Origin of the sequence: Cellulosimicrobium sp. E-16 (genome assembly GCF_049913115.1) — a bacterium.
In the GTDB taxonomy this organism is placed as follows: domain Bacteria; phylum Actinomycetota; class Actinomycetes; order Actinomycetales; family Cellulomonadaceae; genus Cellulosimicrobium.
Map to the genome: position 1 here is coordinate 2,852,913 of NZ_CP183974.1, position 26,541 is coordinate 2,879,453.

At 75.9% G+C, this 26,541-nt stretch carries 20 protein-coding genes and 1 other RNA gene; 9 read left to right on the forward strand and 12 right to left on the reverse strand.

Annotated elements, in window-relative coordinates; translation table 11 throughout:
* Positions 1-255 precede the first annotated feature (255 nt).
* The 3 genes from ACN9MS_RS12670 to rnpB form a co-directional block, all read right to left on the reverse strand.
* Positions 256-2,877, reverse strand: a complete 2,622-nt coding sequence (locus ACN9MS_RS12670; protein WP_426311893.1) for a phosphoenolpyruvate carboxylase — start codon at positions 2,875-2,877, stop codon at positions 256-258.
* A 237-nt stretch (positions 2,878-3,114) separates the two neighbouring features.
* The gene (gene thiD / locus ACN9MS_RS12675; RefSeq protein WP_426308917.1) at positions 3,115-3,933 is read right to left on the reverse strand and encodes a bifunctional hydroxymethylpyrimidine kinase/phosphomethylpyrimidine kinase; all 819 of its coding nucleotides are present in this window, start codon (positions 3,931-3,933) and stop codon (positions 3,115-3,117) included.
* A gap of 60 nt (positions 3,934-3,993) precedes the next feature.
* Positions 3,994-4,406: RNase P RNA component class A (rnpB, locus tag ACN9MS_RS12680), an RNA gene on the reverse strand.
* Positions 4,407-4,523: 117 nt separating this feature from the next.
* Here rnpB and ACN9MS_RS12685 point away from each other — a divergent pair.
* A complete protein-coding gene (locus ACN9MS_RS12685; RefSeq protein ID WP_426308918.1) occupies positions 4,524-6,602 on the forward strand; it encodes a HelD family protein in 2,079 nt (692 codons plus the stop codon).
* Between the two features lie 70 nt (positions 6,603-6,672).
* Complete coding sequence (gene recQ / locus ACN9MS_RS12690) at positions 6,673-8,502, forward strand: DNA helicase RecQ (protein WP_426308919.1); 1,830 nt, start codon at positions 6,673-6,675, stop codon at positions 8,500-8,502.
* A gap of 67 nt (positions 8,503-8,569) precedes the next feature.
* Here recQ and ACN9MS_RS12695 read toward each other — a convergent pair whose 3' ends face one another.
* The gene (locus ACN9MS_RS12695; protein ID WP_378232328.1) at positions 8,570-8,953 is read right to left on the reverse strand and encodes a tautomerase family protein; all 384 of its coding nucleotides are present in this window, start codon (positions 8,951-8,953) and stop codon (positions 8,570-8,572) included.
* 86 nt (positions 8,954-9,039) lie between these two features.
* Here ACN9MS_RS12695 and ACN9MS_RS12700 point away from each other — a divergent pair, with 86 nt between their 5' ends.
* On the forward strand, positions 9,040-9,882 hold the full coding sequence (locus ACN9MS_RS12700) for a YaaA family protein (protein ID WP_426308920.1): 843 nt from the start codon (positions 9,040-9,042) through the stop codon (positions 9,880-9,882).
* 77 nt (positions 9,883-9,959) lie between these two features.
* Positions 9,960-10,307, forward strand: coding sequence for a TfoX/Sxy family protein (locus tag ACN9MS_RS12705; RefSeq protein WP_426308921.1), 348 nt, complete (start codon positions 9,960-9,962; stop codon positions 10,305-10,307).
* A 112-nt stretch (positions 10,308-10,419) separates the two neighbouring features.
* On the opposite strand, the gene ACN9MS_RS12710 is transcribed toward ACN9MS_RS12705, so the two are convergent.
* From ACN9MS_RS12710 to ACN9MS_RS12720, 3 genes are read right to left on the reverse strand one after another with little or no spacing between them, the layout of a single operon-like run.
* Positions 10,420-11,694 carry a bifunctional RNase H/acid phosphatase gene (locus ACN9MS_RS12710; protein ID WP_426308922.1) on the reverse strand — a complete coding sequence of 425 codons (1,275 nt, stop codon included), beginning with the start codon at positions 11,692-11,694 and terminating at the stop codon, positions 10,420-10,422.
* A complete protein-coding gene (locus ACN9MS_RS12715; protein WP_426308923.1) occupies positions 11,691-12,434 on the reverse strand; it encodes a zinc ribbon domain-containing protein in 744 nt (247 codons plus the stop codon). The genes ACN9MS_RS12710 and ACN9MS_RS12715 overlap by 4 nt, the downstream gene beginning before the upstream one ends.
* Positions 12,435-12,486: 52 nt before the next feature.
* Entirely contained in the window at positions 12,487-13,479 is a 993-nt protein-coding gene (locus tag ACN9MS_RS12720) for a Nif3-like dinuclear metal center hexameric protein (RefSeq protein ID WP_426308924.1), read from the reverse strand.
* Between the two features lie 91 nt (positions 13,480-13,570).
* On the opposite strand from ACN9MS_RS12720, the gene ACN9MS_RS12725 reads away from it, so the two are divergent.
* The 5 genes from ACN9MS_RS12725 to ACN9MS_RS12745 are packed head-to-tail and all read left to right on the forward strand — an operon-like array spanning position 13,571 to position 17,549.
* Positions 13,571-14,038 carry an ArsR/SmtB family transcription factor gene (locus ACN9MS_RS12725; protein ID WP_426308925.1) on the forward strand — a complete coding sequence of 156 codons (468 nt, stop codon included), beginning with the start codon at positions 13,571-13,573 and terminating at the stop codon, positions 14,036-14,038.
* Positions 14,035-15,747, forward strand: a complete 1,713-nt coding sequence (locus ACN9MS_RS12730; RefSeq protein WP_426308926.1) for a SulP family inorganic anion transporter — start codon at positions 14,035-14,037, stop codon at positions 15,745-15,747. The genes ACN9MS_RS12725 and ACN9MS_RS12730 overlap by 4 nt, the downstream gene beginning before the upstream one ends.
* A gap of 20 nt (positions 15,748-15,767) precedes the next feature.
* On the forward strand, positions 15,768-16,157 hold the full coding sequence (locus tag ACN9MS_RS12735) for a hypothetical protein (RefSeq protein WP_426308927.1): 390 nt from the start codon (positions 15,768-15,770) through the stop codon (positions 16,155-16,157).
* Positions 16,158-16,186: 29 nt separating this feature from the next.
* Complete coding sequence (locus ACN9MS_RS12740) at positions 16,187-17,095, forward strand: helix-turn-helix domain-containing protein (RefSeq protein ID WP_426308928.1); 909 nt, start codon at positions 16,187-16,189, stop codon at positions 17,093-17,095.
* On the forward strand, positions 17,061-17,549 hold the full coding sequence (locus ACN9MS_RS12745) for a VOC family protein (RefSeq protein WP_426308929.1): 489 nt from the start codon (positions 17,061-17,063) through the stop codon (positions 17,547-17,549). Before ACN9MS_RS12740 ends, ACN9MS_RS12745 begins: the two co-directional genes overlap by 35 nt.
* A 53-nt stretch (positions 17,550-17,602) precedes the next feature.
* Here the strand turns inward: ACN9MS_RS12745 and ACN9MS_RS12750 are convergent, their stop codons facing one another.
* The 5 genes from ACN9MS_RS12750 to ACN9MS_RS12770 are packed head-to-tail and all read right to left on the reverse strand — an operon-like array spanning position 17,603 to position 26,463.
* A complete protein-coding gene (locus tag ACN9MS_RS12750; RefSeq protein ID WP_426308930.1) occupies positions 17,603-19,300 on the reverse strand; it encodes a bifunctional 3'-5' exonuclease/DNA polymerase in 1,698 nt (565 codons plus the stop codon).
* Positions 19,297-21,591, reverse strand: coding sequence for a hypothetical protein (locus tag ACN9MS_RS12755; RefSeq protein WP_426308931.1), 2,295 nt, complete (start codon positions 21,589-21,591; stop codon positions 19,297-19,299). Before ACN9MS_RS12755 ends, ACN9MS_RS12750 begins: the two co-directional genes overlap by 4 nt.
* Positions 21,588-22,832 (reverse strand): VWA domain-containing protein, encoded by a 1,245-nt coding sequence (locus tag ACN9MS_RS12760; protein WP_426308932.1) that lies wholly within the window; start codon positions 22,830-22,832, stop codon positions 21,588-21,590. Before ACN9MS_RS12760 ends, ACN9MS_RS12755 begins: the two co-directional genes overlap by 4 nt.
* Entirely contained in the window at positions 22,829-25,336 is a 2,508-nt protein-coding gene (locus ACN9MS_RS12765) for a DUF5682 family protein (protein WP_426308933.1), read from the reverse strand. Before ACN9MS_RS12765 ends, ACN9MS_RS12760 begins: the two co-directional genes overlap by 4 nt.
* The gene (locus ACN9MS_RS12770) at positions 25,327-26,463 is read right to left on the reverse strand and encodes an ATP-binding protein (protein ID WP_426308934.1); all 1,137 of its coding nucleotides are present in this window, start codon (positions 26,461-26,463) and stop codon (positions 25,327-25,329) included. Before ACN9MS_RS12770 ends, ACN9MS_RS12765 begins: the two co-directional genes overlap by 10 nt.
* Positions 26,464-26,541: the final 78 nt, after the last annotated feature.

The window sequence follows — 26,541 nt, forward strand, 5'->3', positions numbered from 1 at the left end:
GGTCGAGGCCTGCTGTCGTACGTCATCGGGCGACGAGAAGGCTCCGGCGTGATCGGACGTCGCCAGCGTACCCCACGGATGCCGCTGGCTGGTAGGCCTCTGGCGAAGACTTTACCCAGGGCGGTCTCGACATCGTTCCCCGGAGCGATCGTTGAGGATTCATTCAACAGTTGGACGGGTGTCCAGACGGCGACGGCCGCCACGGGACCCGGTGCCGGGTCGGCGTGGCGGCCGTCGTGACGGGGCCGCGGGGCGTCAGCCGGTGTTCTGCAGGCCGGCGGCGACACCGTTCACGGTGAGCAGCAGGAGGTGCTGGAGCTCGTCCTTGACCGGACCCTCCGCGCCGGAGCGCAGACCCCGCAGCGCGCGGACCTGGAGCAGCGAGAGCGCGTCGACGTACGGGCTGCGGAGCTGGACCGCGCGGCCCAGCACCCGGCGGCCGGCGAGCGGCCACGCGTTCTCCGTGACCGCGAGGACCTGCTCGCGCGTGAGGCGCAGCTCGTCGAGGATCGCCTGCGCGAGGTCGTCGCGCTCGCCGAGCGCGAGATAGCGCTCGGCGATGCGCTCGTCCGTCTTGGCGAGCGACATCTCGACGTTGTCGAGGAGGGTCGCGAAGAGCGGCCACTCGCGGTGCGCCTCGCGCAGCAGCTCGAGGTCGCCGAACTCCTTCAGCGCCGTCCCGAGCCCGTACCAGCCTGCGAGGTTGATGCGGGCCTGCGACCACGAGAACACCCACGGGATGGCCCGCAGGTCGTCGAGCGAGGAGACGGACAGGCCGCGGCGGGCCGGTCGCGAGCCGATCGGCAGGAGGCCGACCTCCTCGAGCGGCGTCACCTGGGAGAACCACTGCGGGAACCCGTCCGCGCGCACGAGCTCGTGGAACCGGCGGCGCGACGACTCGTCGAGCGCGGCCGCCAGGTCGCGGTACCGCTCGGTCGCCTCGGCGTTGCGCTTCTCGGTCGACGGCGCCGACGCGAGCAGGGTCGCCGCGGCGACCTGCTCGATGTGACGCGACGCGATGGTCGGGTCGCCGTAGCGCGCGAGGATGACCTCGCCCTGCTCGGTGAGCTTGAACCGTCCGTCGACCGAGCCCGGGGGCTGGGCGAGCACCGCGCGGTTCGCCGGGCCGCCCCCGCGGCCGAGGGCGCCGCCGCGGCCGTGGAAGAGCGTGAGGGTGATGTCGTGGCGCTCGGCCCACTGCGCGATGCGGCTCTGGGCGTCGTGGAGGGCGAGCGTCGCGGACACCGGCCCGACGTCCTTCGACGAGTCCGAGTAGCCGAGCATGACCTCGACGCGGCGACCGTTCTCGGCCAGCCGGCGCTGCACCTGGGGCAGCGTGAGCATCGACTCGAGGATGTCGACGCTCGCCCGGAGGTCGGCGAACGTCTCGAACAGCGGGATCGCGTCGACGACCGGCGCCTCGTCGGAGCCCTCGAACGCGAGCTCCGCGAGCTGGTACACCGCCGCGAGGTGCTCCGGCTTCTGCGTGAACGACACGATGTAGCGGCGCGCGGCACGGATGCCGTACCGCTGCTGGACCGCGCCCAGCGCGCGGAACGTGTCGAGCACCTCGCGCGTGCGGTCGGAGAGGTCGCCGCGCAGGCCCTTCTCCGCGATCTCGGCGAGCGCACCCTCGTGGACCTGGGAGTGCTGACGCACCTCGAGCTCCGCGAGGTGGAAGCCGAACGTCTCCACCTGCCAGACGAGCTGCTGGAGGTCCCCGTACGCGGCGCGCGGCGCGCCCGCGGCGACGAGCGACTCCTGGACGACGCGCAGGTCGGACTCGAGCTGCTCGGCGGACGGGTACGCGAGGTCCGCGTTGCGGGCGCGCGTCGCGGCGATCCGGTCCGCCACGACCAGCAGCACCGCGCGGTGCGGCTCGCGCGGGGACGCCTCGGACGCGGCGACCGTGACGGCCTCCGAGAGCCGGCGCTGCCGCTCCCACAGGGCGCGCAGCCCGTCCGACGGCGGCGTGCCGTCCTGGTCGAGCGTGAGCTTGCGCCCCACGAGGCGCGTCTGCTGCTCGAGCGCGGCGAGCGCGTGGTCCGCCGCGATCGCGGCGGCCTGGCGCGTGACCTCGGCCGTGACGTTCGGGTTGCCGTCGCGGTCGCCGCCGATCCACGTGCCGAGGCTGACGAACGGCCGCACGAGCGGCTCCTCGCGGCCCGCCTCGTCGCCGAGCAGCCAGTCGTCGAGGCGCCGGTAGACGGTGGGGAACGTGTCGAACATCGTCGCGTCGAACACGCCGAGCGCCGTCTTGACCTCGTCGAGGACGGACGGCTTGTGCTCGCGGATGGGGGCGGTGCGCCACATCGTGTCGATCTCGGCCAGCAGGCGGCGCTCGTTCTCCGCGAGCGACGTGCCGCCGAGGCGCTGCGCGTCCCGCTCGTCGAGCAGGGTCGCGATGCGGCGGACCGCGCCGGACACCGCACGACGGCGGGCCTCGGTCGGGTGCGCCGTGAGCACCGGGCGGAACTCGAGGCGGCGGAGACGACGCAGCGCCTCCTCGCGGCCCACCTCGCCGACGAGCTGCTCGAACGCCTCCGGGAGGGAGTCGTCGGGCGTCGTCGCGCGGGTCGCGAACTCGGCCTCGCGCTCGCGCAGGACGCGCACGCGGTGGTACTCCTCCGCGAGGTTCGCGAGGTGGAAGTAGCACGTGAAGGCACGGGCCACCTGCTCGGCGCGGGCCATGGAGAGGCCCTCGACGAGGGTCTCCGCCTCGGCCAGCACGGAGCCGGACGGGTCGTCGTACGCGCGGATGGACAGCTCGCGCAGGCGCTCGACGTCGTCGAGCAGGTCCTGGCCGCCCGTCTCGCGGAGCACGGTGCCGAGCAGACCGCCGAGCAGGCGGACGTCGTCGCGCAGCGGGGCAGGCACGTCGTGGCGGGCGAGGCCGCGCCCCGCGTGCCCGGTGTCGTCGGAGACGTCGGCGGCGGCCCGGTCAGGGCCGTCGGCAGCACCCGGCGACGGGGACAGTTCCGAAGGGGAGAGGTCGTTCACGGTGACGAGAGTATTCCTTGACCGTCAGGGGACGTGAAGGCGTCCGAGGGGTGATCGTCGGTCGAGCGCCGGTCGACAGGGGGTCGCAGCCCGCGACCCCCCGACCGGCTGCCGTCAGCGGCGCGCGCCGACGCGGACCGCGTCGAACGGCGCGTTCGACGCCACGCGGTCCTCGATCGAGGCGGTGACGACGTCCTTGGCGACGCGCGCGGCGTCGAGCACCGACGCGCCCTTGGCGAGCTCCGCGGTGATCGCGGCGGCGAACGTGCAGCCCGCGCCGCTCACGCGCTCCTCGCCGATCTTCGGCGTGCGCAGCACGTGGACCTCGTCGCCGTCGACCAGCACGTCGACCGCGTCCGGGCCGGGCAGCTCGACGCCGCCCTTCGCGACGACGGCGCGCGGGCCGAGCGCCTGGACCTTGCGCGCCGCCTCGACGAGCTCCTCGACCGTCTCGATCGACTCGACCCCCGCGAGCGTGCGGGTCTCGAAGAGGTTGGGCGTCACGACGGTCGCGAGCGGGAGGATCTGAGCGCGCAGCGCGGTGTCCGTGTCGAGCGCCGCGCCCGGCTCCTGGCCCTTGCAGATGAGGACCGGGTCGAGCACGACGTGCTCCCACGTGCGCGAGCGCAGCGACTCCGCCACGACGTCGATCGTCGCGGGCGTGCCGAGCATGCCGATCTTCACGACCGACGGCTCGTGCGTGACCGTCGCCGCCTCGAACTGGTCCGCGATGACCTGGGGGTCGACGGCGACGAACCGGTGGCCCCAGTCGTTCTCCGGGTCGAACGAGACGATGCACGTGAGCGTGCCGACGCCGTACGCGCCGAGCTCCTGGAACGTCTTGAGGTCGGCCTGGATCCCGGCGCCGCCGGTCGCCTCCGACCCGGCGATGACGTAGGCGAGCGGAGGCGTGTGCGAGTCGTGGTGCGACATGGTGCTCCTCGGCACGAGTAGGACGGGGTCCGTCCTCCCGGTCGTGCCGGGAGAGGCGGGCGGACGAGCCGGTCTGTACGCCGGGTTCTGTTCCCGCGCGAGGTCACCCTCGCGCGGGCGACGGTCATCCATCTAGGCCCTGCGTCGCCGCAGGGCTCGAGCGGTCTACCCGACTGTGCTTCTCCGTGGAGAATCGGGCGGGCAGCCCTCAGACACAGTCTGTCTGACCTTGCTCCAGGTGGGGTTTACCGAGCCGGACCGGTCACCCGGTCCGCTGGTGGTCTCTTACACCACCGTTTCACCCTTACCACGCCGGGCGGAGCCGGAGCCCTGCCTGACGCGGCGGTCTGTTCTCTGTGGCACTGTCCCGCGGGTCACCCCGGGTGGGCGTTACCCACCACCTTGCCCTTCGGAGCCCGGACGTTCCTCGGCGAGGGGCCGAGGCCCCTCGACGCGACCGTCCGACCGACTCGTCCGCACCGGAAAGGTTACCGCTCCCTCGCGACTCGTCGAACCAGCGACCGGTCCACGGGGAGGGTGCTGCCCCGTAGGATGGCCCACCCCTCGATGCCGGCTCCCGGAGGTCTGTCGTGCCCGCCCCCGCCGTACCGTCCGCCCCCGACGCCTGGACCGCGGCACCTGCCGGGGACACCTCGGGCGAGCTCGCACGGGAGCAGGAGTTCCTGGCGAACGCTCGCACGCAGCTCGCCCGCATGCGCGAGCAGGCCGGGTCGCTCGACGCGCTCGCGGGAGACCGGGTCAGCGCCGAGTACCTCGAGGCGGCGCTCGCCCGTCGGCTCGCCCAGCTCGCCGACGACCCCGAGGTCCCGCTCTTCTTCGGACGCATCGACCTCGACGGCGTGGACCACGAGCCCGCCGAGGTCTTCCACATCGGGCGCCGTCACGTCTCCGACCCCGAGGGCGACCCGCTCGTCGTCGACTGGCGCGCCCCGGTGAGCACGCCCTTCTACCGCGCCACCCGCACCGAGCCGATGGGCGTCACCGCCCGCCGCCGCTACGGCTTCCAGCGGGGTGCCCTCACCGGCTTCGAGGACGAGACGCTCACCGCCACGGGGCCCGGCGCGGAGCCCTCCGCGATCCTCGAGGCCGAGATCGAGCGGCCCCGTACCGGGCCGATGCGCGACATCGTCGCCACCATCCAGCCCGAGCAGGACGTCATCGTGCGCAGCGGGCTCGACCGGACCGTCGTCGTGCAGGGGGCGCCCGGCACCGGCAAGACCGCCGTCGGGCTGCACCGCGCCGCGTACCTGCTCTACTCCCACCGGGAGCGGGTGAGCCGCGCCGGCATGACCGTGGTGGGGCCCAACGCGAGCTTCCTGCGGTACATCCGCGACGTCCTGCCCGCCCTCGGCGAGGTCGACGCGACCCAGACCACCGTCGAGGAGATCGTCTCGGCGCACGGCCGCCTGCGCGGGACGGAGCCCGCGGACGTCGCCCGGCTCAAGGGCGACGGGCGCATGGCCGAGGTGCTCCGACGCGCCGTGTGGTCGCACCTCGTCGAGCCGTCCGAGGCGCTGGTGCTGCCGCGCGGTGCGCGCCGCTGGCGCGTCGCCACGCACGAAGCACGCGAGTCGGTGGCGCAGGTGGTCGGCCGGGAGCCGCGCTTCGACGCCGGTCGCGACCACCTGCGCCACGCGCTCGCGCACCGGATCCTCGTGCAGATCGAGGAGTCCGGCGAGGCGCTCGACGAGCGGGCCTGGGACGCGCTCGCGCGCACCCGCCCGGTCCGGGAGTACACCGCGGCGCTGTGGCCGAAGGTCACGCCGCCGGCGCTGCTGCACCGGCTCCTCGTCGACCCTGCGTTCCTCGCCGCGAGCGCCGACGCCGTCCTCACGGCCGCCGAGCAGGAGCTGCTGCGCCCGGCCCGACCTTCGCGGACGCCGGGCACGGCCCGCTGGACCCTGGCCGACCTCGTCCTGCTCGACGAGGTCGCGGACCTGCTGACGCGCGGCGCGTCGGTCGCGCACGTCGTGGTGGACGAGGCGCAGGACCTGTCGCCGATGATGCTGCGTGCGCTCGGACGCCGGGCGCGCACCGGCTCCCTGACGGTGCTGGGCGACCTGGCCCAGGCGACGACGCCCTGGGGCGTCTCCTCGTGGAACGACGCGCTGACGCACCTCGGCAAGCCCGACGGCCACGTGGAGCAGCTCACCGCCGGCTTCCGCGTCCCCGGCGACGTCATCGAGTACGCGGCCCGCCTGCTGCCCTCGATCGCGCCGGACCTCGCTCCGCCCGTCGCCGTCCGCCGGGCGCGGGGCGAGCTCGTCCTCACCACGGGGCCGCTCGAGGACCTGGTCCGCACGGCGCTCGCCCGGGAGGGGTCGGTCGGGCTCATCGTGCCCGACGGCGGCGCGGAGGCCGCGCGCAGGGGGCTGACCCACGCCGGCCTCCCGTTCGCGGTCGTCGGCGAGGCGACGGACGACGCGGGCACGGTCGAGTTCGACGCGCGCCTCGACCTCGTGCCCGCGTCGCTCGCGAAGGGGCTGGAGTTCGACCACGTCGTGCTGGACGACCCGGAGGGCGTCGTCCAGGGCGAGCCCGACCGGGTCACGGGCCTGAGGCGGCTGTACGTCTGCCTGACCCGCGCGGTGACGTCCCTCGCCGTCCGCCACCGCGACGACCTGCCCGCCGAGCTCCACCGTCCGTGACGGGGCGCCTCGGCGCAGAGAGTCGATGTCCCGGGACCGTCGTGTCGGATCTCGTCGGTAGGGTGCCCGGGTGGCCACAGCGACTGCGACCGACCCAGCTCTCGACGTGCTCCGGCGGGTCTTCGGGTACGACTCGTTCCGGAGCGAGCAGGCCGCCGTCATCGACACGGTCGTCGGTGGCGGCGACGCCCTGGTGCTCATGCCCACCGGCGGGGGCAAGTCCCTGTGCTACCAGATCCCCGCCCTGGTCCGCGCCGGGACCGGCGTCGTGGTGTCACCGCTCATCGCCCTCATGCAGGACCAGGTGGACGCCCTCGCGGCGCTCGGCGTCCGCGCGGCGTTCCTCAACTCCACCTTGTCCTTCGAGGACCGCCGCGCCGTGGAGCGCGCGCTCGCGGCGGGTGAGCTCGACCTGCTCTACGTGGCACCGGAAGGGCTCCGGAGCCGCGCCACCCTCGACCTGCTCGACAGGACGCAGATCGCGCTGTTCGCGATCGACGAGGCGCACTGCGTGTCCCAGTGGGGTCACGACTTCCGGCCCGACTACCTCGAGCTGTCGGTGCTGCACCAGCGCTGGCCTGCTGTCCCGCGCATCGCGCTGACGGCGACGGCGACCGCGGCCACGCGGTCCGAGATCGCCCAGCGCCTCGACCTGGAGGCCGCGCGGCACTTCGTCTCCAGCTTCGACCGGCCCAACATCACCTACCGGATCGTGCCCAAGGACCGGCCGGAGAAGCAGCTGCTCGACCTGCTGCGCACCGAGCACGCCGGGGACGCGGGGATCGTCTACTGCCTCTCGCGCGCGTCGGTGGAGAAGACCGCCGCGACGCTCGTCGAGAACGGGATCCAGGCGCTGCCCTACCACGCGGGCCTCCCCGCGTCGGTGCGCGCCGCGAACCAGTCCCGGTTCCTGCGCGAGGACGGCCTGGTCATGGTCGCGACGATCGCCTTCGGCATGGGCATCGACAAGCCCGACGTGCGGTTCGTCGCGCACCTCGACCTGCCCAAGTCCGTCGAGGGGTACTACCAGGAGACGGGGCGCGCCGGGCGTGACGGGCTACCGTCCACCGCCTGGCTGGCCTACGGTCTCGCCGACGTCGTCCAGCAGCGCAAGCTCATCGAGACGTCCGACGGCGATGCCGCGCACCGGCGCAACCTGGGCCAGCACCTGAACGCGATGCTCGCCCTCTGCGAGACCGTCGAGTGCCGCCGCGCCCAGCTCCTCGCCTACTTCGGGCAGGAGCACCCGGGGGGCTGCGGGTCGTGCGACACGTGTCAGGCCCCGCCCGAGGCCTGGGACGGGACGGTCGCCGCGCAGAAGGTGCTCTCGACGGTGTTCCGTCTGGATCGCGAACGCGGGCAGAGCTTCGGCGTCGGGCAGGTCGTCGACATCCTCCTCGGCAGGGACACGGAGAAGGTCCGACGGTTCCGGCACCAGGAGCTGTCGGTGTTCGGGGTCGGGAGGGACCTGGCCGAGAACGAGTGGCGGGCCGTGGTGCGCCAGCTGCTCGCCCAGGGGCTGCTCACCGTCGAGGGGGTGCACGGGACGCTCGTGCTCACCGCGGGGAGCGGGGAGGTCCTGGCGCAGCGGCGCGAGGTCCGGATGCGGCACGAGCCGGCTCGTCCGGTGCGTGCGCCCAAGGCACGGAAGGGGGCCGCCGCCGCTGAGCTGGCCGAGGCCGACGTCCCGCTCTTCGAGGCGCTGCGTGCCTGGCGGGCGGGCGAGGCGAAGACCCAGGGCGTGCCCGCGTACATCGTGTTCGGGGATGCGACGCTCCGCGGGATCGCGACCGCCCGGCCGGGCTCGCTCGACGGGCTCGCGCTCGTGAGCGGCGTCGGCGAGAACAAGCTCGCCCGGTACGGCGACGCGGTGCTGGCGGTCGTCGCCGAGGCGGGATGAGTCGCCGCGCACCGGGCACGGGGCCGTCCCCCGCCGTCTGAGGCGCGGGAAGGTTCTGGGGTCGGTGTCAGACGTCGACGCGGTACGACAGCGCGAGCTCGTCGCCGCTGACCCCGCGGATGCCCCAGTTCTCGCGCGGGCTCTCGAGGATCACGAGCTCCACGTCGTCCGGGGTCAGGCCGAGGGCGGGCACGACGTCGTCGTACAGCGCCGCGATCAGCGCCCGCTTCGCCTCGCGCGTGCGGCCCGTGAAGCACACGACCTCGACGACGAGGTAGGCGTCCGAGCGCGGGGCGACCAGGTCGTCGTCGTCCAGGAGCAGGAACCGGTGGAACCGCTTGTCGGCCGGGAGCTGCCACGTGCGCACGAGCGCGTCGTGCAGCGCGTCGGACACCTCCGCACGCCGCTCGCCCCACACGCTGCGCCGTCCGTAGATCTTCACCTGGGCCATCGGGCGAGCGTAGCCGTGACGCACCCCACGCCGTCGTCCCCGGTCACCCGCCGCGACGACGCGGCGACCGCTCGTAGAGTGGCCGCGTGCTCGTGCTGCTCCCCCCGTCCGAGGGCAAGACCCCCGCGCCCGACGGCGCCGCGCCGGTCGACCTCGGCTCGCTCAGCTCTCCCGCCCTCACCGCGCACCGCGCGCAGGTCCTCGACGCGCTCGCGGCAGCGAGCGCGCGCCCGGACGCGCACGACGTCCTCGGCACGACGCCGGGGCTGACCGAGGAGGTGCGGCGCAACACGGTCCTGCGGACGGCGCCGGCAGGGTCCGCGGCCGACGTCTACACGGGCGTGCTCTACGGCGCCGCCGACCTCGGGGGCGCGCTCGCGTCCGGCGGCGAGGCCGCGCGGCGGGCGCGCGAGGACGTCCGCGTCGTGTCCGCGCTGTGGGGCGCTCTCTCCCCCGCCGACCGGGTCCCGGCGTACCGGCTCTCCATGGCGGTCGACCTGCCGGGCATCGGGAGGCTCGCCACCGCGTGGCGTCCGCACCTGGGCCCCGTGCTCGACGAGCGCGCGGCCGGGGACGTCGTCGTCGACGGCCGGTCGGCGACGTACGTCGGCGCGTGGAAGCCCGCGGTCTCCGGGCCGCGCTCGGCCGACTGGGTCGCCGTCCGCGTGGTGCGCGAGCACGCGGGAAAGCGCACGGTCGTCTCGCACAACGCGAAGCACACGCGGGGCGTGCTCGCCGGGCACCTGCTGCGCCGAGAGGCAGCGCCGCCGTCCTCGGCCGCCGGGCTGCTGGACGCCGCAGGCGAGCTCGTCGACACCGTGATCGGCACCGAGGTCGGCACCGGGCTCAGCTACCGACTGATCGAGGCCACGCTGCACGACGCCACGACCCGCAGCGGCCCGCGCACGCTCGAGCTCGTCATCGCCTGAGCGATCGCCCGAGCGATCGACTGAGCCCCGGGCTCGCCCCCGCTGCGGCCGGGCGGGACGAGGTCCACAGTGGACCCATGGTCTACAGCGAGGACCTCGCCGAGCGGATCCGCGTCGCCCTGGGGCCGCGCGCCCCGTTCGACGAGCGGAAGATGTTCGGCGGGATCGCGTTCCTCGTCAACACCCACATGGCGCTCGGCGTCACCCGGGACGACCTCATGGTGCGGGTCGGCAAGGACGGCGTGGCCGCGGCGCTCGAGCGCGGCGGGGCCGTCATGGAGATGGGCGGTCGCGCGATGACGGGGATGATCCTCGTCGACGGCGGACGCGTCGCCGACGCCGACGAGCTCGACGCGTGGGTCGCGACGGCCGTCGAGCACGCCCTCGCGGAACCCGCCAAGGTGAAGAAGCCGCGAAAGAAGTGAACCCTCCGCAACGGCGCCGGACTCCCGCCGCGAGGTAGAACCCGGTGCTTCGAGGTAGAACGCGCGGAGCTCTACCTCGCGACCGGAGGTTCTACCTCGCGGAGGAACGACGTCAGAGGTCGCTCGGGACGCCCTGGGCGGTGAGCTCGCTCGTGCCGTCGGCCCACAGGCGCAGGATGCTCACCGACGCCGGGGGCACGCGCACGCGCGACCACTGCGACGGCGGCGCGCCGATCGCGGTGCCGATCGCGGCGCGCACCTGCACCGCGTGGCCGACGACGACCGCCGTGCGTCCGGCCGGTGCCGCACCCGCTCCCGTGCCCGCGCCCGTGGCCGTGGCCGTGGCCGGAAGGAGCGTCTCGACGAGGTGCTGGAGCCCGTGCCAGACGCGCGCGCCGACGTCCGCGTACGACTCGCCGCCCGGGGCCGCCGTCGTGCCGGTCGTGTGCCAGGCGTGCAGGCGGCCCGGCCACGCGGCGTCGACCTCCGCGGCCGTGAGCCCCTCCCACTCCCCGAAGTCGACCTCGGCGAACCGGTCGTCCGTCGTGACGTGGACGCCGAGCCGGCGGCCGACCGCGCGCGCCGTCTCCTGCGCGCGCACCATGGGCGAGGCGACGATCGCGGTCGGCCGCGGCAGGTCGGGCCAGGCCTGGCGCCCGACCCGGAACACGAGGTCGGCGGCCTGTGCGGCCTGCGTGCGGCCGCGCGCCGTGAGAGACGGGCCCGGCACGGACGACCCGCTGAACGCGACCGCCACGGTGAGCGGCGTCTGCCCGTGCCGCACGAGCACGACCGTGAGGGCGGGCGCGTCGTCGAACCGGACCGCCGCGCCCGACGGGCGGGCGGGCGTGTCGAACGCGGCCGACTCGCCCGGGACGTCGGCGGGAGGGTCGTCCGTGGCGGGGTCGGGCTCGTCGTCGCCGGAACCCGGCGCGGCGCCGTCGGGCGGGTAGTCGCGCAGGACCGTCCCTGCCGTGTCCATCGCCTCGTTCGCGAGCGCGTCCGCCGCGGAGTTCTGCGCGCGCGGCACCCACTCGTACGCGACCTGCCCGGCGGGCAGCACCGCGGCGGCCTCGGCGGCGAGGCGGCGCATGTCGTCGTGCTTGATCTGCCAGCGCCCGGACATCTGCTCGACGACGAGCCGCGAGTCCATCCGCACGGTGACCTGCGCGTCCGGGTCGATCTCGGCCGCGGCGCGCAGCCCGGCGACGAGGCCGGAGTACTCGGCGACGTTGTTCGTCGTCGTCCCGAGGAACGCGGCGCGCTCGGCGAGGACCTGACCGCTCTCCCCGTCGCGCACGAGCGCGCCGAATCCCGCCGGGCCGGGGTTCCCCCGCGACCCGCCGTCGGCCTCGACGACGAGGTGCCGCCGACCGACCGCGCTCACGCGCCGGCGCCCTCCGGCCGCACGACGATGTGGCCGTAGTCCTCGAGCCGCACCACCTGGTCGGGAGCGGCGGACGTGATCGCCGCGAGCTCGGCCGGGCTCAGCGACACGTTGAGCCCGTCGACGTGCTGGCCGCGCAGCGCGACGACGCCCCGACCGCCGTTCTGGTCGCGCACGCGCTCGTACAGGGCGAGGAGCCCGGCGTCGAGCCCCGCGACGGCGTCGGTGCGCTTGCTTGCGACCTGGCCCGCCTCGGCGTCGAGCTCGGTGTAGCGCGCGTCCCGCGCGGCCACGACCTCGGCCTTCGCGGCCTCCAGCTCCGCGTTCGCGGACTCGAGCTTCGCGAGCGCTTCCTCGTGCGCCTCGAGCCGCTCCATGACGTCGAGCTCGACCTCCTCGAGCACGCCCTGGCGCCGGGCGAGGGACTCGAGCTCCGCGACGAGCGCCTGGGCGTCCTTGGCCCCGACCTGCCCCGAGTCGAGCCGCGACTGGTCGCGCGCGGCGCGCGTGCGCACCTGCTCGACGTCGGTCTCCGCCTTGGTGAGCTCGCGCTTGAGGTCGCTCACCGCCGTGCGCGACTCGACGAGCTTGCCGCGCAGGTCAGCGATCTGGGCGTCGAGCTCGGCGATGCGCGCGTGCTCGGGCAGGTTCTTGCGCTGGTGCGCGAGCTGCTGCGCCCGCGTGTCGAGCTCCTGGACGTCGAGCAGGCGGAGCTGGTCGGCGGGCGGTGCAGTGGCCACAGGTGGTTCCTTTCGTGGGCCCCGTGCGGGGCCGGCGTGCAGGGTCGGGGCGTCAGGCGGGCGGGGCGTCGGGGTCGGGCCGGTCGGAGCGCGGGTCCGAGGGCGGCTCGGCGAGCGCCGACGCGATCCGTGCGGTCCACGGGTCGGTGACGAGCGTGCTCACGCGCGCCTCGACGGCCGTCCCCGGCTGCGCGTGCGCGAGGGCGCGCGCGAGGTCCTCGGCAGCGTAGCGGAGCCACGGCCACTCGGACGCGTAGTGCGGCACGTCGACGAGGAAGGGCGTGCCCGCGTCGCCGTCGCCCTCGAGCCGCGCGCGCTCGCGCAGCTCGGAGACCGGGTGGTGGCGCAGGTCGGACGTGAGGTAGACGTCGGCGCCGCTCGCGCGGACGGCGTCGAACAGCGAGTCGCCCGACCCGCCGACGACCGCGACAGACTCCACGGTCGCGTCGAGGTCACCCGCGACGCGCACGCCCTGCACGGTCGGGGGCAGGACCTCGGCGACGCGCTGCGCGAAGCCGCGCAGGGTCATCGGCTCCGCGAGGCGCCCGACCCGGCCCGTCCCGGTCGTGGCGGCCTCGTGCGGCGCCGGTGCCGGGTGGGCGACGAGCGGCACGCGGTGCAGCAGGTCGAGCGCGTCCGCGAGCGCGTCGGCGACGCCGCGCTCCGCGGCGTCGGCGTTCGTGTGCGCGACGTACAGCGCGCACCCGCCCCGGATGAGCCGGTGCACGAGCGAGCCCTTGAACGTCGTCGCCGCGACCGAGTGCACGGGTCGCAGGAACAGCGGGTGGTGCGTGACCAGGAGGTCCGCGCCCCACGCGAGCGCCTCGTCCGCGACCTCCTCGACCGGGTCGACGGCGAACAGCACCTTGCGCACGGGCGCGCCCGGGTCCCCGGCCACGAGCCCGACGGCGTCCCAGGCCTCCGCCGTCGACGGCGGGTACAGCTCGTCCAGGGTCCGCACGACGCGGCCGAGCGTCGGGTGCGCGGCGCCGTCTGCCTCCGGCTCGGTCGACGTGCCGGTGCTCGGGTCGGGCGCGACGGTCATGGCGGCAGGCTATCCCGCGCGGGACGCCCGGGTGCCGTCCGATGTGGTTTGATGGATTGCGCAATCCATCAAACCACTGCCCGGAGGACCCGTGCCCCGCACCCCCCGCCCCGACCGGCCCGACGCCGACGCGCGCGGCGACGGCGCCCGCGGCACCGACGAGGCCGCTCCCCTCTACCGCATCAAAGCCGAGCTCTTCCAGTGCCTCGCCCACCCCACCCGCATCCAGGTGCTCGAGGTCCTCGCGGCCGACGCCGACCACACGGCGCCCGTGTCCGACCTGCTGGACGTCACGGGGTGCGAGCCCTCCCAGCTCTCCCAGCACCTCGCCGTGCTGCGCCGGGCCGGGGTCGTCACCTCGACCCGCAGCGGCAACGCGGTCGAGTACCGCCTCGCCGAGCCCCTCGTCGCCGAGCTCCTCGTCGTCGCCCGCGCGTTCCTCCTCTCGAGCCTCGCGGGCGCGTCCGACCAGCTCGAGGCCGCGCGACGGCTCCCCGCCCTGCCGGGCGCATCGGCGCGGGCCGTGCTCGACGCCACCACGTCGACCGCCTCCGCATGAGCCGCCTCGCCGCCGTCCGCGACCTGCTTCCCCGACGCTCCGACTACGACCTGCGACCCCGGACCCTGCGCGCCGACCTCCTCGCGGGCGTCACCGTGGGTGTCGTCGCCCTCCCGCTCGCGCTCGCGTTCGGCGTCAGCTCCGGCGTCGGGGCGGCGGCCGGGCTCGTCACCGCCGTCATCGCCGGCGTCGTCGCCGCCGTGCTCGGAGGCTCGAACCACCAGGTGTCCGGCCCGACCGGGGCGATGGCCGTCGTGCTCGCGCCGATCGTGGTCACCCACGGGCTGGGCTCGGTCGCGCTCGTCACCGTCCTCGGCGGGCTCGTCGTCCTCGTCGCGGGGCTCGCCCGGCTCGGGCGCGTCGTCACGTACATCCCCTGGCCCGTCGTCGAGGGCTTCACGCTCGGGATCGCCTGCATCATCTTCCTCCAGCAGGTCCCGGCCGCGGTCGGGGTCGAGGCGGCCCCCGGTCACAACACGTTCGTGACCGCCGTCGGGGCCGTGGGGACCGCCGTGACCGACGTCCCGCCCGCCCCGGTCCTGTGGACGCTCGGGTGCGTCGCGCTCGTCGCCGCGACGATGCTGCTGCTCCCCCGCGCCCACGCGGCGATCCCGGCGTCGCTCGTCGCGGTCGTGCTGGCCACCGTCCTCGTCGAGGCGCTCGGCGCCCCCGTCCCCCGCATCGGTACCCTGCCGTCGTCGCTGCCCGCGCCCGTCCTGCCGACGTTCACCACCGGCGCGCTGCGCGACCTCGGCGGCGCCGCCCTCGCGATCGCCGCGCTCGCGGCCATCGAGTCGCTGCTGTCCGCGCGCGTCGCCGCGTCCATGGCGCAGACCGGGTCGCCCGGGGGCTCCGTCTACCAGCCCGACCGCGAGCTCGTCGGGCAGGGTCTCGCGTCCGTGGCCAGCGGCCTCTTCGGCGGCATGCCCGCCACGGGTGCCATCGCCCGCACCGCCGTCAACGTGCGCTCCGGCGCCCGTACGCGGCTCGCCGCCGTCGTGCACGCGGTCGTGATCCTCGCCGTCATCTACCTCGCCACCGGCCCGGTCTCCCGGATCCCGCTCGCCGCGCTCGCCGGCGTCCTCATGGTGACGAGCTTCCGGATGATCGGCGCCCGGACGATCCGCTCGGTGCTCGGCGCCGGGCGGTCCAGCGCGGCGACCTTCGTCGTGACCGCCGTCGTCACCGTCGCGTTCGACCTCGTGCAGGCCATCGAGATCGGCATCCTCGTCGCCGCGTTCTTCGCGCTGCGGACCGTCGCGCGCGCCTCGGCCGTGCACCGCGACCCACTCCCCGGGCCTGCCCAGCCGGGCGACGAGCACGTCGCGCTCTTCCGCCTCGAGGGCTCCATGTTCTTCGGCGCCGCGGACCGCGTGCTCACCGAGGTGACCGACGCCTCGTCGCACGACGACGTCGCGGTCGTGGTCCTGCGGCTCTCCCAGCTCCGCATGGTCGACGCGACCGGGGCCAGGGCGCTCGGCGAGCTCGTCGAAGGGCTCGAGGCGCGCGGCGTGACCGTGCTCGTCAAAGGCGTCCAGGAACGGCACCGATCGCTCCTCACGAACGTCGGGGCGCTCGCCGAGCTCCGCCACGAGAACCACCTCTTCGACACGCTCGACGACGCGATCGAGCACGCGCGCTCCCACGTGCGTCGCGCCGCGCGAGGCACCGACGTCCCCCAGGTGCGGGGGCTGCGCCCGTCGACCTGACCTCTCGATACGATGCGCCGATGCAGCGCACGGTGGGCCGTCGTGCCGGGGTCGCTGGTGCGGCCATCGGGCTTGTCCTCCTGGTCGTGTGGCTGGTCGGTCCCGTGCTCCGGGTCGAGCTCGACGAGGCGGGCACGCCGCCACCCCCGGCCCTCCCCCACGACGTCCAGGTCGTCGGCGAGGGGATGGGCTGCGGCTCGGGCGGCTGCTGGCGCGAGCTGACGCTCTCGTGGCCCGGGCACGACCGCGACGACGTCCGCGCACGCGTCGGTCTCGACGATGCGGGGCGGCAGTGCCACGCGATGTCGTTCCTCGACCGGCGGGTCCGGTGCGTCTGGGAGGTCGACGACGAGGCGCCGGACGCCACGCTCCGCGTCGACGTCGGATGGCACCGTCCGCTCGGGCTGTGAGCGGCGTGGCCGCCGCATAGCGTGGTCGGATGCACGAGTTCGTGCGAGCCCGGTCCGACGCGCTGCCGCCCGGCGTCGTGTCGATGGTCGGCTACCGCCTGCGGACGGAGACGGCGGACGGCACGCCGTCCGTCCACCGGGGCCTGCCGTCGCCGTGGCTCACGCTCGTCGTGAGTACCGCGGGCGTCGTCCCGACGTCGACCGGGCCGGACGCCGTCCCGCTGAGCTACGAGTCGCTCGTCGGCGGACTGCACACCCGCCCGGCCCTGATCCACCAGCCGCAGGAGCAGGCGGGGGTGCAGCTCGCGCTCGACCCGCTCGCCTGCCGGGTCCTGCTGGGCGTGCGCGCAGGCGACCTCGGCCTCGTCGAGGACGGGGACGCCGTCCTCGGCCCCACCGCCGCGCGGCTGCGCGAGCAGGCCGCCGAGGCGGGCTCGTGGGCCGCCGCGTTCGAGGCTGTGCGCGCGGCCTTCGCATCCCCGGGCGGCCCGCCCGGCAGCCCGGGAGCCCTGCCCGTCCGCGCCGAGGTGCGCGTCGAGGTCGCGGCGGCCTGGCACCTGCTCGTCCGCAGCCGAGGACGGGCGCGCGTACGCGACGTCGCGCGCCACGTCGCCCTCGGCGAACGCCAGCTCGAGACGCTGTTCCGGGCGGAGCTCGGCGTCACGCCCCGAGCGGCGCGCGGCCTCGTGCGGTTCGACGCCGCGCGCCGCCAGGTGCAGCGCCTCGCGCTCGGCCGGGGCGTCCGGACCCTCGCCGACGTCGCCGCGCAGACCGGGTACGCCGACCACTCCCACCTGGTGCGCGACTTCCGCCGGTTCGCCGGCACGAGCCCGACCGCCTGGGTGCGCGAAGAGCTCGGAAACATCCAAGCCGGCGGACACACCGACGGGCCAGGGTGGGGACATGAGCATCCACGAGAGCACCCGCACCCCGACTGACACCTCCGGCACCGCCGCGGCGCCGTCCCCGGTGCCCGACGCGCCGCCGACACCGTGGGTCTGGCCCACCCTCCAGGCGCGCGACGCCCGCAGCCTCGTCGCGTTCCTCACCGACGTCGTCGGGTTCGTCGCGACGGCCGTCATGGCCGGCGACGACCGCGACGTCGCCCACGCCCAGCTCGACTGGCCGCACGGCGGCGGGGTCATGCTCGGCAGCCACTCCCCCGATCGGGAGTGGTCGCGCGAGCCCGGGACCTGCGGCACGTACGTCGTCGTCCCCGACGACGAGATCGGGGCGCTCGACTTGCGGCTCCGCGAGCGCGCGCCGGGAGCCGGGGGACGCGTCGTCGTCCCGCTCCGGGACACGGACTACGGGAGCCGCGAGCTCGTGCTCCAGGACCCCGAGGGCAACCTGTGGTCGTTCGGCACCTACCGCGGCGAGCCGCGGCCCTGACCCCGCCGGGCGACGGCGCCACCGGGCGACGGGTCCGCTGCGTCGCCCGTCCCTCACTTCGCCTCGGCGTAGTGGTCGACGACCGCGACGGTGAGCGGGAAGTCGACCGGGAACTCCCCGAACAGAAGGCGCCCCGCCTCCGCCGCGGCCGCGCGGACCTCGTCGGCCACCGCCTCGGCGAGCTCGGCCGGCGCGTGCACGACGACCTCGTCGTGGAGGAAGAACACGAGGTGCGCCCGGTCGGCGAACGGCGCGGGCGCGGCGCCCGGGGTCGAAGCGACGGGCAGGTCCCACAGCCGGCGGCGGATCGACGCGAGCCAGCACAGCGCCCACTCGGCCGCCGTGCCCTGCACGACGAAGTTCCGCGTGAAGCGCCCCCACGCACGGGTGTACGACCGGGCACGCGCCTGCGCGTCCGCGCCCGTCCGGCCGCTCTCGACGTCGTCCGCGCCGCCCTCCTCGACCGCGTAGGCACCCTCCTGGGCTGCCTGCCACGACTCGCCGGGTCGTGGCGAGCTCCGGCCGAGGAGGGTCGACACGACCTCGCCGCGCTCGCCCGCCTGCGCGGCGCGCTCCACGAGGCCGATGGCGTCGGGGAACGCCTTCGCGAGGCGCGGCAGGACGAGCGCGCTGTCCCCCGTCGTGCCTCCGTACATCGCGCCGAGCATGCCGACCTTCGCGTGGTCGCGCGTGGCGACCGCTCCCGACGCGACGATGCCCGCGTACATGTCGCCGCCACGTCCCGCCGCCGCCATGCGCTCGTCGTGCGCGAGCCCGGCCAGCACGCGCGGCTCGAGCTGCGCGGCGTCGGCGACGACGAGCTTCCAGCCCGGGTCGGCGACGACCGCGCGGCGCACCTGCTTGGGGAGCTGCAGCGCCCCGCCGCCGCTCGACGACCACCGGCCCGTGACGACGCCGCCCACGACGTACTCGGTGCGGAACCGCCCGTCGCGGACCCAGGTGTCGAGCCACGACCAGCCGTTCGCGGTGAGGAGACGCGAGAGCTTCTTGTACTCGAGCAAGGGCTCGACGACGGGGTGGTCCGTGCGCTCGAGCTCCCACTTGCGCAGCGACCGCACGCCGACGCCCGCGTACTGCAGGGCCTTGAGCAGGTCCGGGTGCGAGTCCGGGTTGAGGGTCGGCGTCGCGTCGAGGGCCGCGCGGATGCGCGCGACGAGGTCCTCCATGAGGGCGGGGCGCTCGCCGGGGCGCGGGCGCGGGCCCAGCGCGTCCGTGAGGATCGCGTCGTGCACGTCGGCGCGCCACGGGACGCCCGCGTGGTGCATCTCCGCCGCGACGAGCGCTCCCGCCGACTCGGCGGCAAGCAGCATCCGCAGCCGCCCTGGTCCGTCGGGGCCGTCGGCTCCCACGACCGCGGCGAGCTGGTCGCGCAGCTCCGCCACCGTGTCGAGCTCGACGCGCGGCCCGGACTGCGGCCCGAGCTCGAACAGACCGACGGGACGCGGCTCCGCCGTCGGCTCGCGACCGGCCGGGACGGCCGCCAGCGCGTCCCACGGACCCGGGTCGCGCCGCGCGAGCGCCGACCCCGCGGCGAGCTGCGAGCGACGCAGCAGGACGTGGGACAGGCGCAGGTCGTGCGACCGCTCGACGCGGCGGCCCTCGGCGAGGAGGCGTGGGTACCACCGGTTCGTGTCGTCCCACGTCTCGCGGACGGGATCCGCGGGGCCGTCGACGACGTGGTCGACCCGGCCGTGCTCGGGCGACCCGGCGTGGACGGCATAGGTGCTCATACGCGCACCGCCCGGCGGTCCGGCCGGGGCTCGCGGGACGAGGCCACGACCCGCGCGAGGGCGCGACCCCGCGAGGCGACGAGCGCCGCCCGCAGGAGGCGTGCGGCGTCGGGCTCGTCGGCGACGAGCGCGACCGCACCCGCGAGGGTCGGGGCCCCGAGGTCGTCCGCGGTCCGCGCCGCGCGGGCGAGGGCGGCCCCCTGGTGCGGGCTGAGATGGCGACGGCCGGTCGCCGCGAGCGCCACGGCGGCGTCGAGCACCGTGGCGCACACGTCCTCGACCGGCGACGGCGCCACGACCTCGCGCACGTGCGTCGTCGTGCGCCCCCGCAGGGCACGGACGCGCGCGCGGAGCCTCGTCCACGCGGTCGACCACGTGCGGTAGTCGTTGGCGGGCGTGAGCGTCGGCACGACGAGCCGGAGCCCTCCCCCGGCGTGCTCGACGAACAGACCGACGGCTTCGGACCCGCCGGACTCGAGGTCGTGCTCGACCGCGACGGCGACGATGCGGCGGTTCCCCGCCGCCACCCCGAGCAGGGTGTCGCAGGCCGACTCGTCCGCCGCGTCGATGCGCACGACGGTCGGCGTGCCGTCCGCCGCGACGAGGGTCCAGGTGATCTCCTGCGCGACCTCGTCGACACCGACAGGGCCCGCGTCCCGGACCATGACGACCCGCACCACGGCCGGCCGGCGGCCGAACCCCACCTCGGCCCGCGCGTCGGTCCCCGCGGTCCGCTCGGCGACGTCGCGCAGCACGTCGGCGTCGAGCCCTCCCCACGGTTCGACGGTCGGGCCCTCGCCCGGACGCAGCGCCCCGGCTCGCTCGGTCGCACCCCGCAGGGCGAACGCGCCGCGACAGAGCGCCTCCACCGAGCGCCCCCAGACGAGCGGGAGGTCCCACGAGCGGCGGAACGTCGGGTCGGAGCCGGGCGGCCGTCCGGTGGTGACCGCGCGCGTCCGGCCCTCCGCGACGTCCCACAGGTGCACGGTGACGCCTCGTGCGCCCGACGCCGCGACCCACCAGCGCGCCCCGAGCGGGAGGAGGTGCGGGAGGTCCACCACGCGCTCGTCGGGCGCCGTGGCGTCCGGCGCGGGCTCGGCCCGCACGAACGCCCAGAGCTCGGCCAGCGCGAGCAGGCACTCCTCCTCGTCGACGGCGTCCCGGCGGTCCGCGAGCGCCTCGAGCCGACCGAGCGCGGACGTGACGAGCCGCTGCACCGCTGGCCGGCGCCCCAGCCGGGCGAGCACCCCGGCGCACCTCAGCTCCTCCAGGTCGTCGCGACCGAGGTGCGAGAGCCCGACGTCGAGCACCCGCTCGACCGCGCGCGCGACCTCGTCCGCGACCGTCCGGGCGTCGGGGACCCCGGCGGCGCGCGGCGCGGTGGCGGCCGTCTCCTCGGGCCACGGCCAGTCACGACCGTGCGCGTCCCAGACCCGAGCGAGCGCCTCCAGGCGCCAGCGTCGGTCGTCCGTCCGTGCCGCCGAGGGCGTCGCGCCGGGGCGTTCACGCTCCACGAGCATGCCGGCGAAACCGGCGCCCGCGACGTACGTGACGCGAGGTGCACGCGCCCACGAGACGACAACGCGCGGACCGTCGATCGTCACGTCCGTCATGTCGTCCGGCGCCGCGCCCAGCGCCTCCCGCATCTCCCGTGCGGCCGCGCGCACGACGGCGGCACCCGCGGCGCGGTGCACCGCCCGCGCGTCGAGCGCGAGGATCTCGGTCAGCGGGTCGGCTCCCGACCCGGCGCGCCGACCGCCGTCGGGCTCGGGTGTCGCGCCCGCCCCGGCGTGCTCCGCCGTCGGAACCGCCGCACCGGCGCTGGTTCGAGCGGTGTCCGCACGCCCGGCACCAGGCTCGGCACGGGCTTCGGGATCGGCGTCGCGATGCGCATCGGGTTCGGCGCCGGCATCGTCCGCCGACGGTCGCACCACCGCCACGTCGCCACGGGCCACCGCGACCGGCCCCACCGACCCGGTCGCCGCGTGGACCACCGGCTCGGTGGCTGCGTCGCGCGCCCACAGGCATGCGGCCACGACGTGCTGGCACGCGCCCGGCGTCGGGCACGCGCACCGCGCACCCGCGGGACCGCGCGCGTCGAGCTCGACGCGCGTGCCGCCGACCGACAGCACGGCTCCGTCCGCGCGCAGCTCGAGCACGTCGACCTTGCCCGCGGCGACGTCCTTGCGCGCCCTCCGGACCAGGCCGGCGTTGGCGAGGGTGGCGAGCGCGGCGTCGTCGTACCCGGCGTACACGCCCGCCCAGGGGCCGGGCCCGGTGGTGCCGCTCACGGGAGCACCTCCCCCAGCCACTCGGCGAACCGCTCGGGGGTGAGCGCCGCGATCTCCATGCCCTGCTCCGCGAGACGCCGGGCGACGCCGCGGTCGTAGGCAGGGTTCGCCTGGCCGTCCAGCGCGGCCAGGCCGAGCAGCCGCACGCCGGACGCGTGCAGCCGCCCGACGCTCGCGACGAGCTGCGACACGGAGCCGCCCTCCTCGAAGTCGGTGACGAGCGCCACGACGGTCCGGCGCGGGTCGCGCACGTGCTGCTCCGCGTAGCGCACGGCGCGCGCGATGTCCGTGCCCCCGCCGAGCTGTGCGGTGAGGAGCACCGTCACCGGGTCGTGCGCGAGGTGCGACATGTCGACGACCGACGTGTCGAACAGGACGAGCCGCACGGTGATGCCGGGCAGCCCGGCGAGGATGCCGGCGCTCACCGCGCTGTACAGCACGGACGAGGCCATCGAGCCGGACTGGTCGACGAGCAGCACCACGTCGTACGACAGCGCGCGGCGGCGCCGCGCCGAGAAGCGCAGGTCCGTGACCAGCAGGCGACGCCACTCCGGGTCCCAGCGCCCGAGGTTGGCGCGAACGGTCGCGGCCGCGTCGAACGTGCGGCTCGACCGCACGAACGAACGGCGCGAGCGGTCGCGGCGACCGTCCACGGCGGTCTCGAAGCGCGGCCGCAGCCGCCGCACGACGTCCTCTACGACGCGCGCGACGAGCCGTTTCAGCCCGTCCTGCACGCCCGGACCGAGCCGGCCCCGGGCACGCAGCAGCGCGGACGCGAGCTCCGTGCTGGGCTCCACCGCGTCGACCGCACGGGGGTCGGCGAGCAGCTCCGTCATGCCGTAGCGGCCCACGGCCTCGACCTGCATGCGCTCGAACGTCTCGCGCGGGAACAGCTCCCGCGCCGACTCGAGCCAGTCCAGGCCCGCGACGACCGAGCCCCCGCGCCCGCCCCCGCCACGCCCGGCGCGAGAGTCGTCGCCGTCGCCGTGCCGGTGCCCACGGGCGGTGTACTCCCGGTCGTACAGGTGACCGAGCGTCCGGTCGAGGCCCTGGTCCTGCGGCGCGACGGGCAACGTGTCGCCGGCGTACCGGCCGAGCACGAGCCGCCAGCGGCGCGCGGCTTCCTGGTCGTCCGCGCGGCTCGCGAGGTTCTCTCTCGCGCCGGATCCGAGCCCGGCGCGCGAGGTCCCGGTCGATGTCGCGTCCGGCACGTCCGCCGTGCCGACACCCGCGGCCGTCACGACGCTCCCCCGCGCGCCCAGGCGCCGAGGCCGTCGCGCTCCAGCACCGCGACGAGCTCGCGCTCGACGAGCAGGCCCGCGCGCAGGTCGTCCTCGGTCACGCTCACGTGGCGGTCCAGCGCGGCGGCGCTCGTGCCGGTCCGCGCGGCGACACGCTCGGCGAGGCGGTGCGTCTCCGTCGGCCGCAGCCACGTGAACGCCCGGCGCAGGTCCGGCAGCACGGCGCGGAACGCGTCCTCCTCCAGGCCGCGCAGGCCGTCGTCCACCGCCTCGAACATCTCGGGGGTGTGGAGCAGGAGGTCGGGCGCGGCGCGCATCACGCCGCCGAGGAAGGCCGTCGCCGCGACCGGGTCCGCGCCGGGCGCGAGCTGCGCCCGGACGCGCGTGACGAGACCGTCGCCGGGCTCGTCGTCCAGCTCGTCGTCGACGGCGGCGAACGCCGTGAGCGCGCCGCGCACCGCGGGCGACGCGTCGCCGTCCTCGCGCACGTGCGCGAGCGCCCGGGCGACGGACTCCGCCGCCGAACCGGTGCCGTCACGACCGGCGTCGCGCAGGTCCCGGACCAGGGAGCGCAGCGCGACGAGGCTCGCCAGCGCGTCGTCCTGCGTCGCCTCGTCGGCGGCCGCGAGGTCGGGCACGAGGTAGGCCGCGGTGGCGAGGCCCTGCTCCGCGAGGTCGAGCAGGGCCGCGGCGTGCTTGCCGAGCTCGAGCTCGGTCCGGGCACGCCAGAGCCCGACGAGGCGCCGCATGCCGGCCACCACCGAGGCGAGGGCCGGGTCGACGTCGAGCGTGGAGCGGACGAGCCCGACGAGCGGAGGCAGCCGTTCCGGCAGGCCCACCACGACGCACTGCGCGACGAGCCGCGCCACCGCGTCGCTCGACCGCTCCTCGCGCGCCCGGTCGCGCGCGTCGTCGAGCAGCGCCACGGCGACCGCCTCGAGCGTCGCCCCGCGGTGGGAGAGCTCGACGAGGCGCGCCTCGACGAGCGGCGTCCACGCGTACTCCCACTCCTCGAGCACGAGGCCGAGGCCGCGCCCGGCGACGTGGTCGGGGCCGGAGACGCGGCGCGCGAAGCCCAGGTCGAGGAACGCGCACAGCGCGAGGAACCGGCGCCGGTCGCGGTGCGTGGACGTGCGTCGCGCGTCGAGCCGCACGGTGCGCGGCACGGAGTCGGACACGTCCAGTCGCAGCGACCGCGCGCGCGAGCGCGCCTCCTCCACGAGCGGCGGGGCCGCGCCCCCGGGCGGCACGTCGCCGAGCGCACGCCCGGCGAACACCTCCGCGACCGCGAGCCCGAGGGGCCGGTCGCCCGCCGCGTCGAGGTCGTCGGCGTCCTTGACGTAGCAGGACGTGATCGCGTCCAGCAGGTCGGTGCGGCACGGCCACGGCCGCTCCCGCAGCGCCGCGAGCCGGTGCGCGTGCTCGACGGCGGCCTGCGACTGCGCCACGCTCACGAGCGCGCCGCGCGCGCTCGCCCCGCGCCCGACGTCGACGAGGACGCCGCTCGCCGCGCCCGCGGGACCGCCCGCGGCGTGGTGCGCCGCCCAGAGCCGGTCGTAGTACCCGGGCGTCGGCATGCCCGCGCCGTACCCGCGCAGCGCGTCGAGCCGCTCGTCGTCGTACCGCACGAGCCACGCGGGCGCGTCGGCCAGGTCGCCGTAGCCGCCTGCCGGACGGCGCGCGACGACGGCCTCGCCGTGCGCGCTCCCCGTCAGCGCCTCGACGAGGGCGAGCGTGTGGAACGCGCCCGTCACGACGACGACGGGACCGTCAGCGCGCGCCGCGTGCTCGGCGACGCGCGCCGACATGCGCGCCTCCCGGTCGAGCGACCCGTCGGCGACGAGCGCCTCGTCCTCGTAGTCGAGGCGGGCCAGGGCCGCCCACGCGAACACGTCGTCGGTGAGCTCGCGCCAGTCGCGCAGGCGTGCGGTGCCCCGTGCCTCGAACAGGTGGTCCCAGAGCTCGTCGTGGTCGCGGCACCCGAGGCGCTCCGCGAGCCGCGCGACGGTGCGCGAGTGCGCGAGGTGCCGCTCGGCCAGGACGGTGCGCGCGGTCGGGTGCTCGGCCGCGTCCTCCTCCCCCGACCCCCGAGCTGCCCACGGGGAGTCGACGAACGCGAGCTCGGCGTCGAGGGCGTGCCCCGCCCGGAGCGCGACCCACTCGGGCGAGTAGCGCGCGAGCGGGTAGAAGCCCGCGCCGCGAGCGCCATCTCGCGCCGCGTCCGCGGGGTCGCCGTCGAGGCTGAGGACGGCGACCGGCGGGACCGTGCGCTCGTCGAGCAGCGCGGGCAGGAGCCGCGTGTACTCCTCCGGACCTTCGACGAGCACGACCGTGGGCCGAACCTCCTCGATCAGCGCGGCCACGGCGACCGCGCACGCCGGGCTGTGGTGCCGCACGCCGAACAGGTGCACGCCTTTGCGCTCGCGCAGGGTCGCCAGGTCGCGTGCCGCCTGCCGCAGCCGGGGCGGCGCGGCGTCCCACGCCGCGCGCAGGCCTACCGCCACAGGTCGCCCGCCGCGGTGAGGAAGTCCTTCCAGCGCGCGTCGGCCCGCGCGCGCTCGCGCACCACGTTGTCGACGTAGTGCCGCAGGCGGCGCGCGTCCTCCTCGTCGCCCTTGAGCGCGACGCCACCGACCTGGCGCGCGACCTGGCCCGCGGTCACCGTGCCGTCGCCGAGGTACCGCGCCTCGAGCGACGCCGCGATCGCGACGTTCACGGCCTCGGCCGTCGACATCACCGTCTCGGGCCGCTTCACCGGGGCGCCGCTCGCCGTCGTGCCCGTGCGCAGGTCCTGGAAGACCGTGACCAGCACCTCGAGCACGTCACGGTCGAGCCGCGGGCGCTCCGGCGCCGGGCCGAGCTCTGCCGTGAGCCGGCTCTCGACGAGCTCCATCTCGAACGCGCGGTCCCGGATGGGCGCGACGGTCTCGAAGTTGAAGCGGCGCTTGAGGGCCGCCGACATCTCGTGGACGCCGCGGTCGCGCAGGTTCGCCGTCGCGAGGACGTTGAAGCCGGGACGCGCCGCGACGCGTGCGTCGGCGCCGAGCTCGGGGACCATGAGCTGCTTCTCCGAGAGCACGGACACGAGCGTGTCCTGGATCTCGGGCGCGCAGCGCGTGATCTCCTCGAACCGCGCGACGCGCCCGCTCTCCATCGCGCGGAAGACCGGCGACGGGACGAGCGAGCGCTCGCTCGGTCCCTCCGCGATGAGCAGGGCGTAGTTCCACGAGTAGCGCACGTGGTCCTCGCTCGTGCCCGCGGTGCCCTGGACCGTGAGCGTCGACGTGCCGCTCGCGGCGGCGGCCAGCAGCTCGGACAGGAGCGACTTCGCGGTGCCCGGCTCGCCGACGAGCATGAGCCCCTGGCGGCCCAGCAGCGACACGACCGCGCGGTCGACGAGCGGGTCGTCACCGAAGAACTTGCGGCTCACGCCCAGCTCGGTGTCGCCCACGACGAACGCGCGCACGGCGCGCGGGCTCAGTCGCCACCCGGGCGGGACGTCGGCGCCGCGCCGCGCGTCCGCCGCGGCGAGCGCCGCGAGCTCGTCGGCGTACCGGACCTCGGCGGGCGGCCGCAGCTCGCCCGGTCCTCCGGCCGCGACCTGCGCGTCACCGGTCGTCGTGCTCGTCACCCGGGCTCCTCCTTCAACGGGTCGCGGGCGCCGTGCCCGTGGTCCTGCAGGTCAGCGTAGGAGCCGCGTCCCACACGA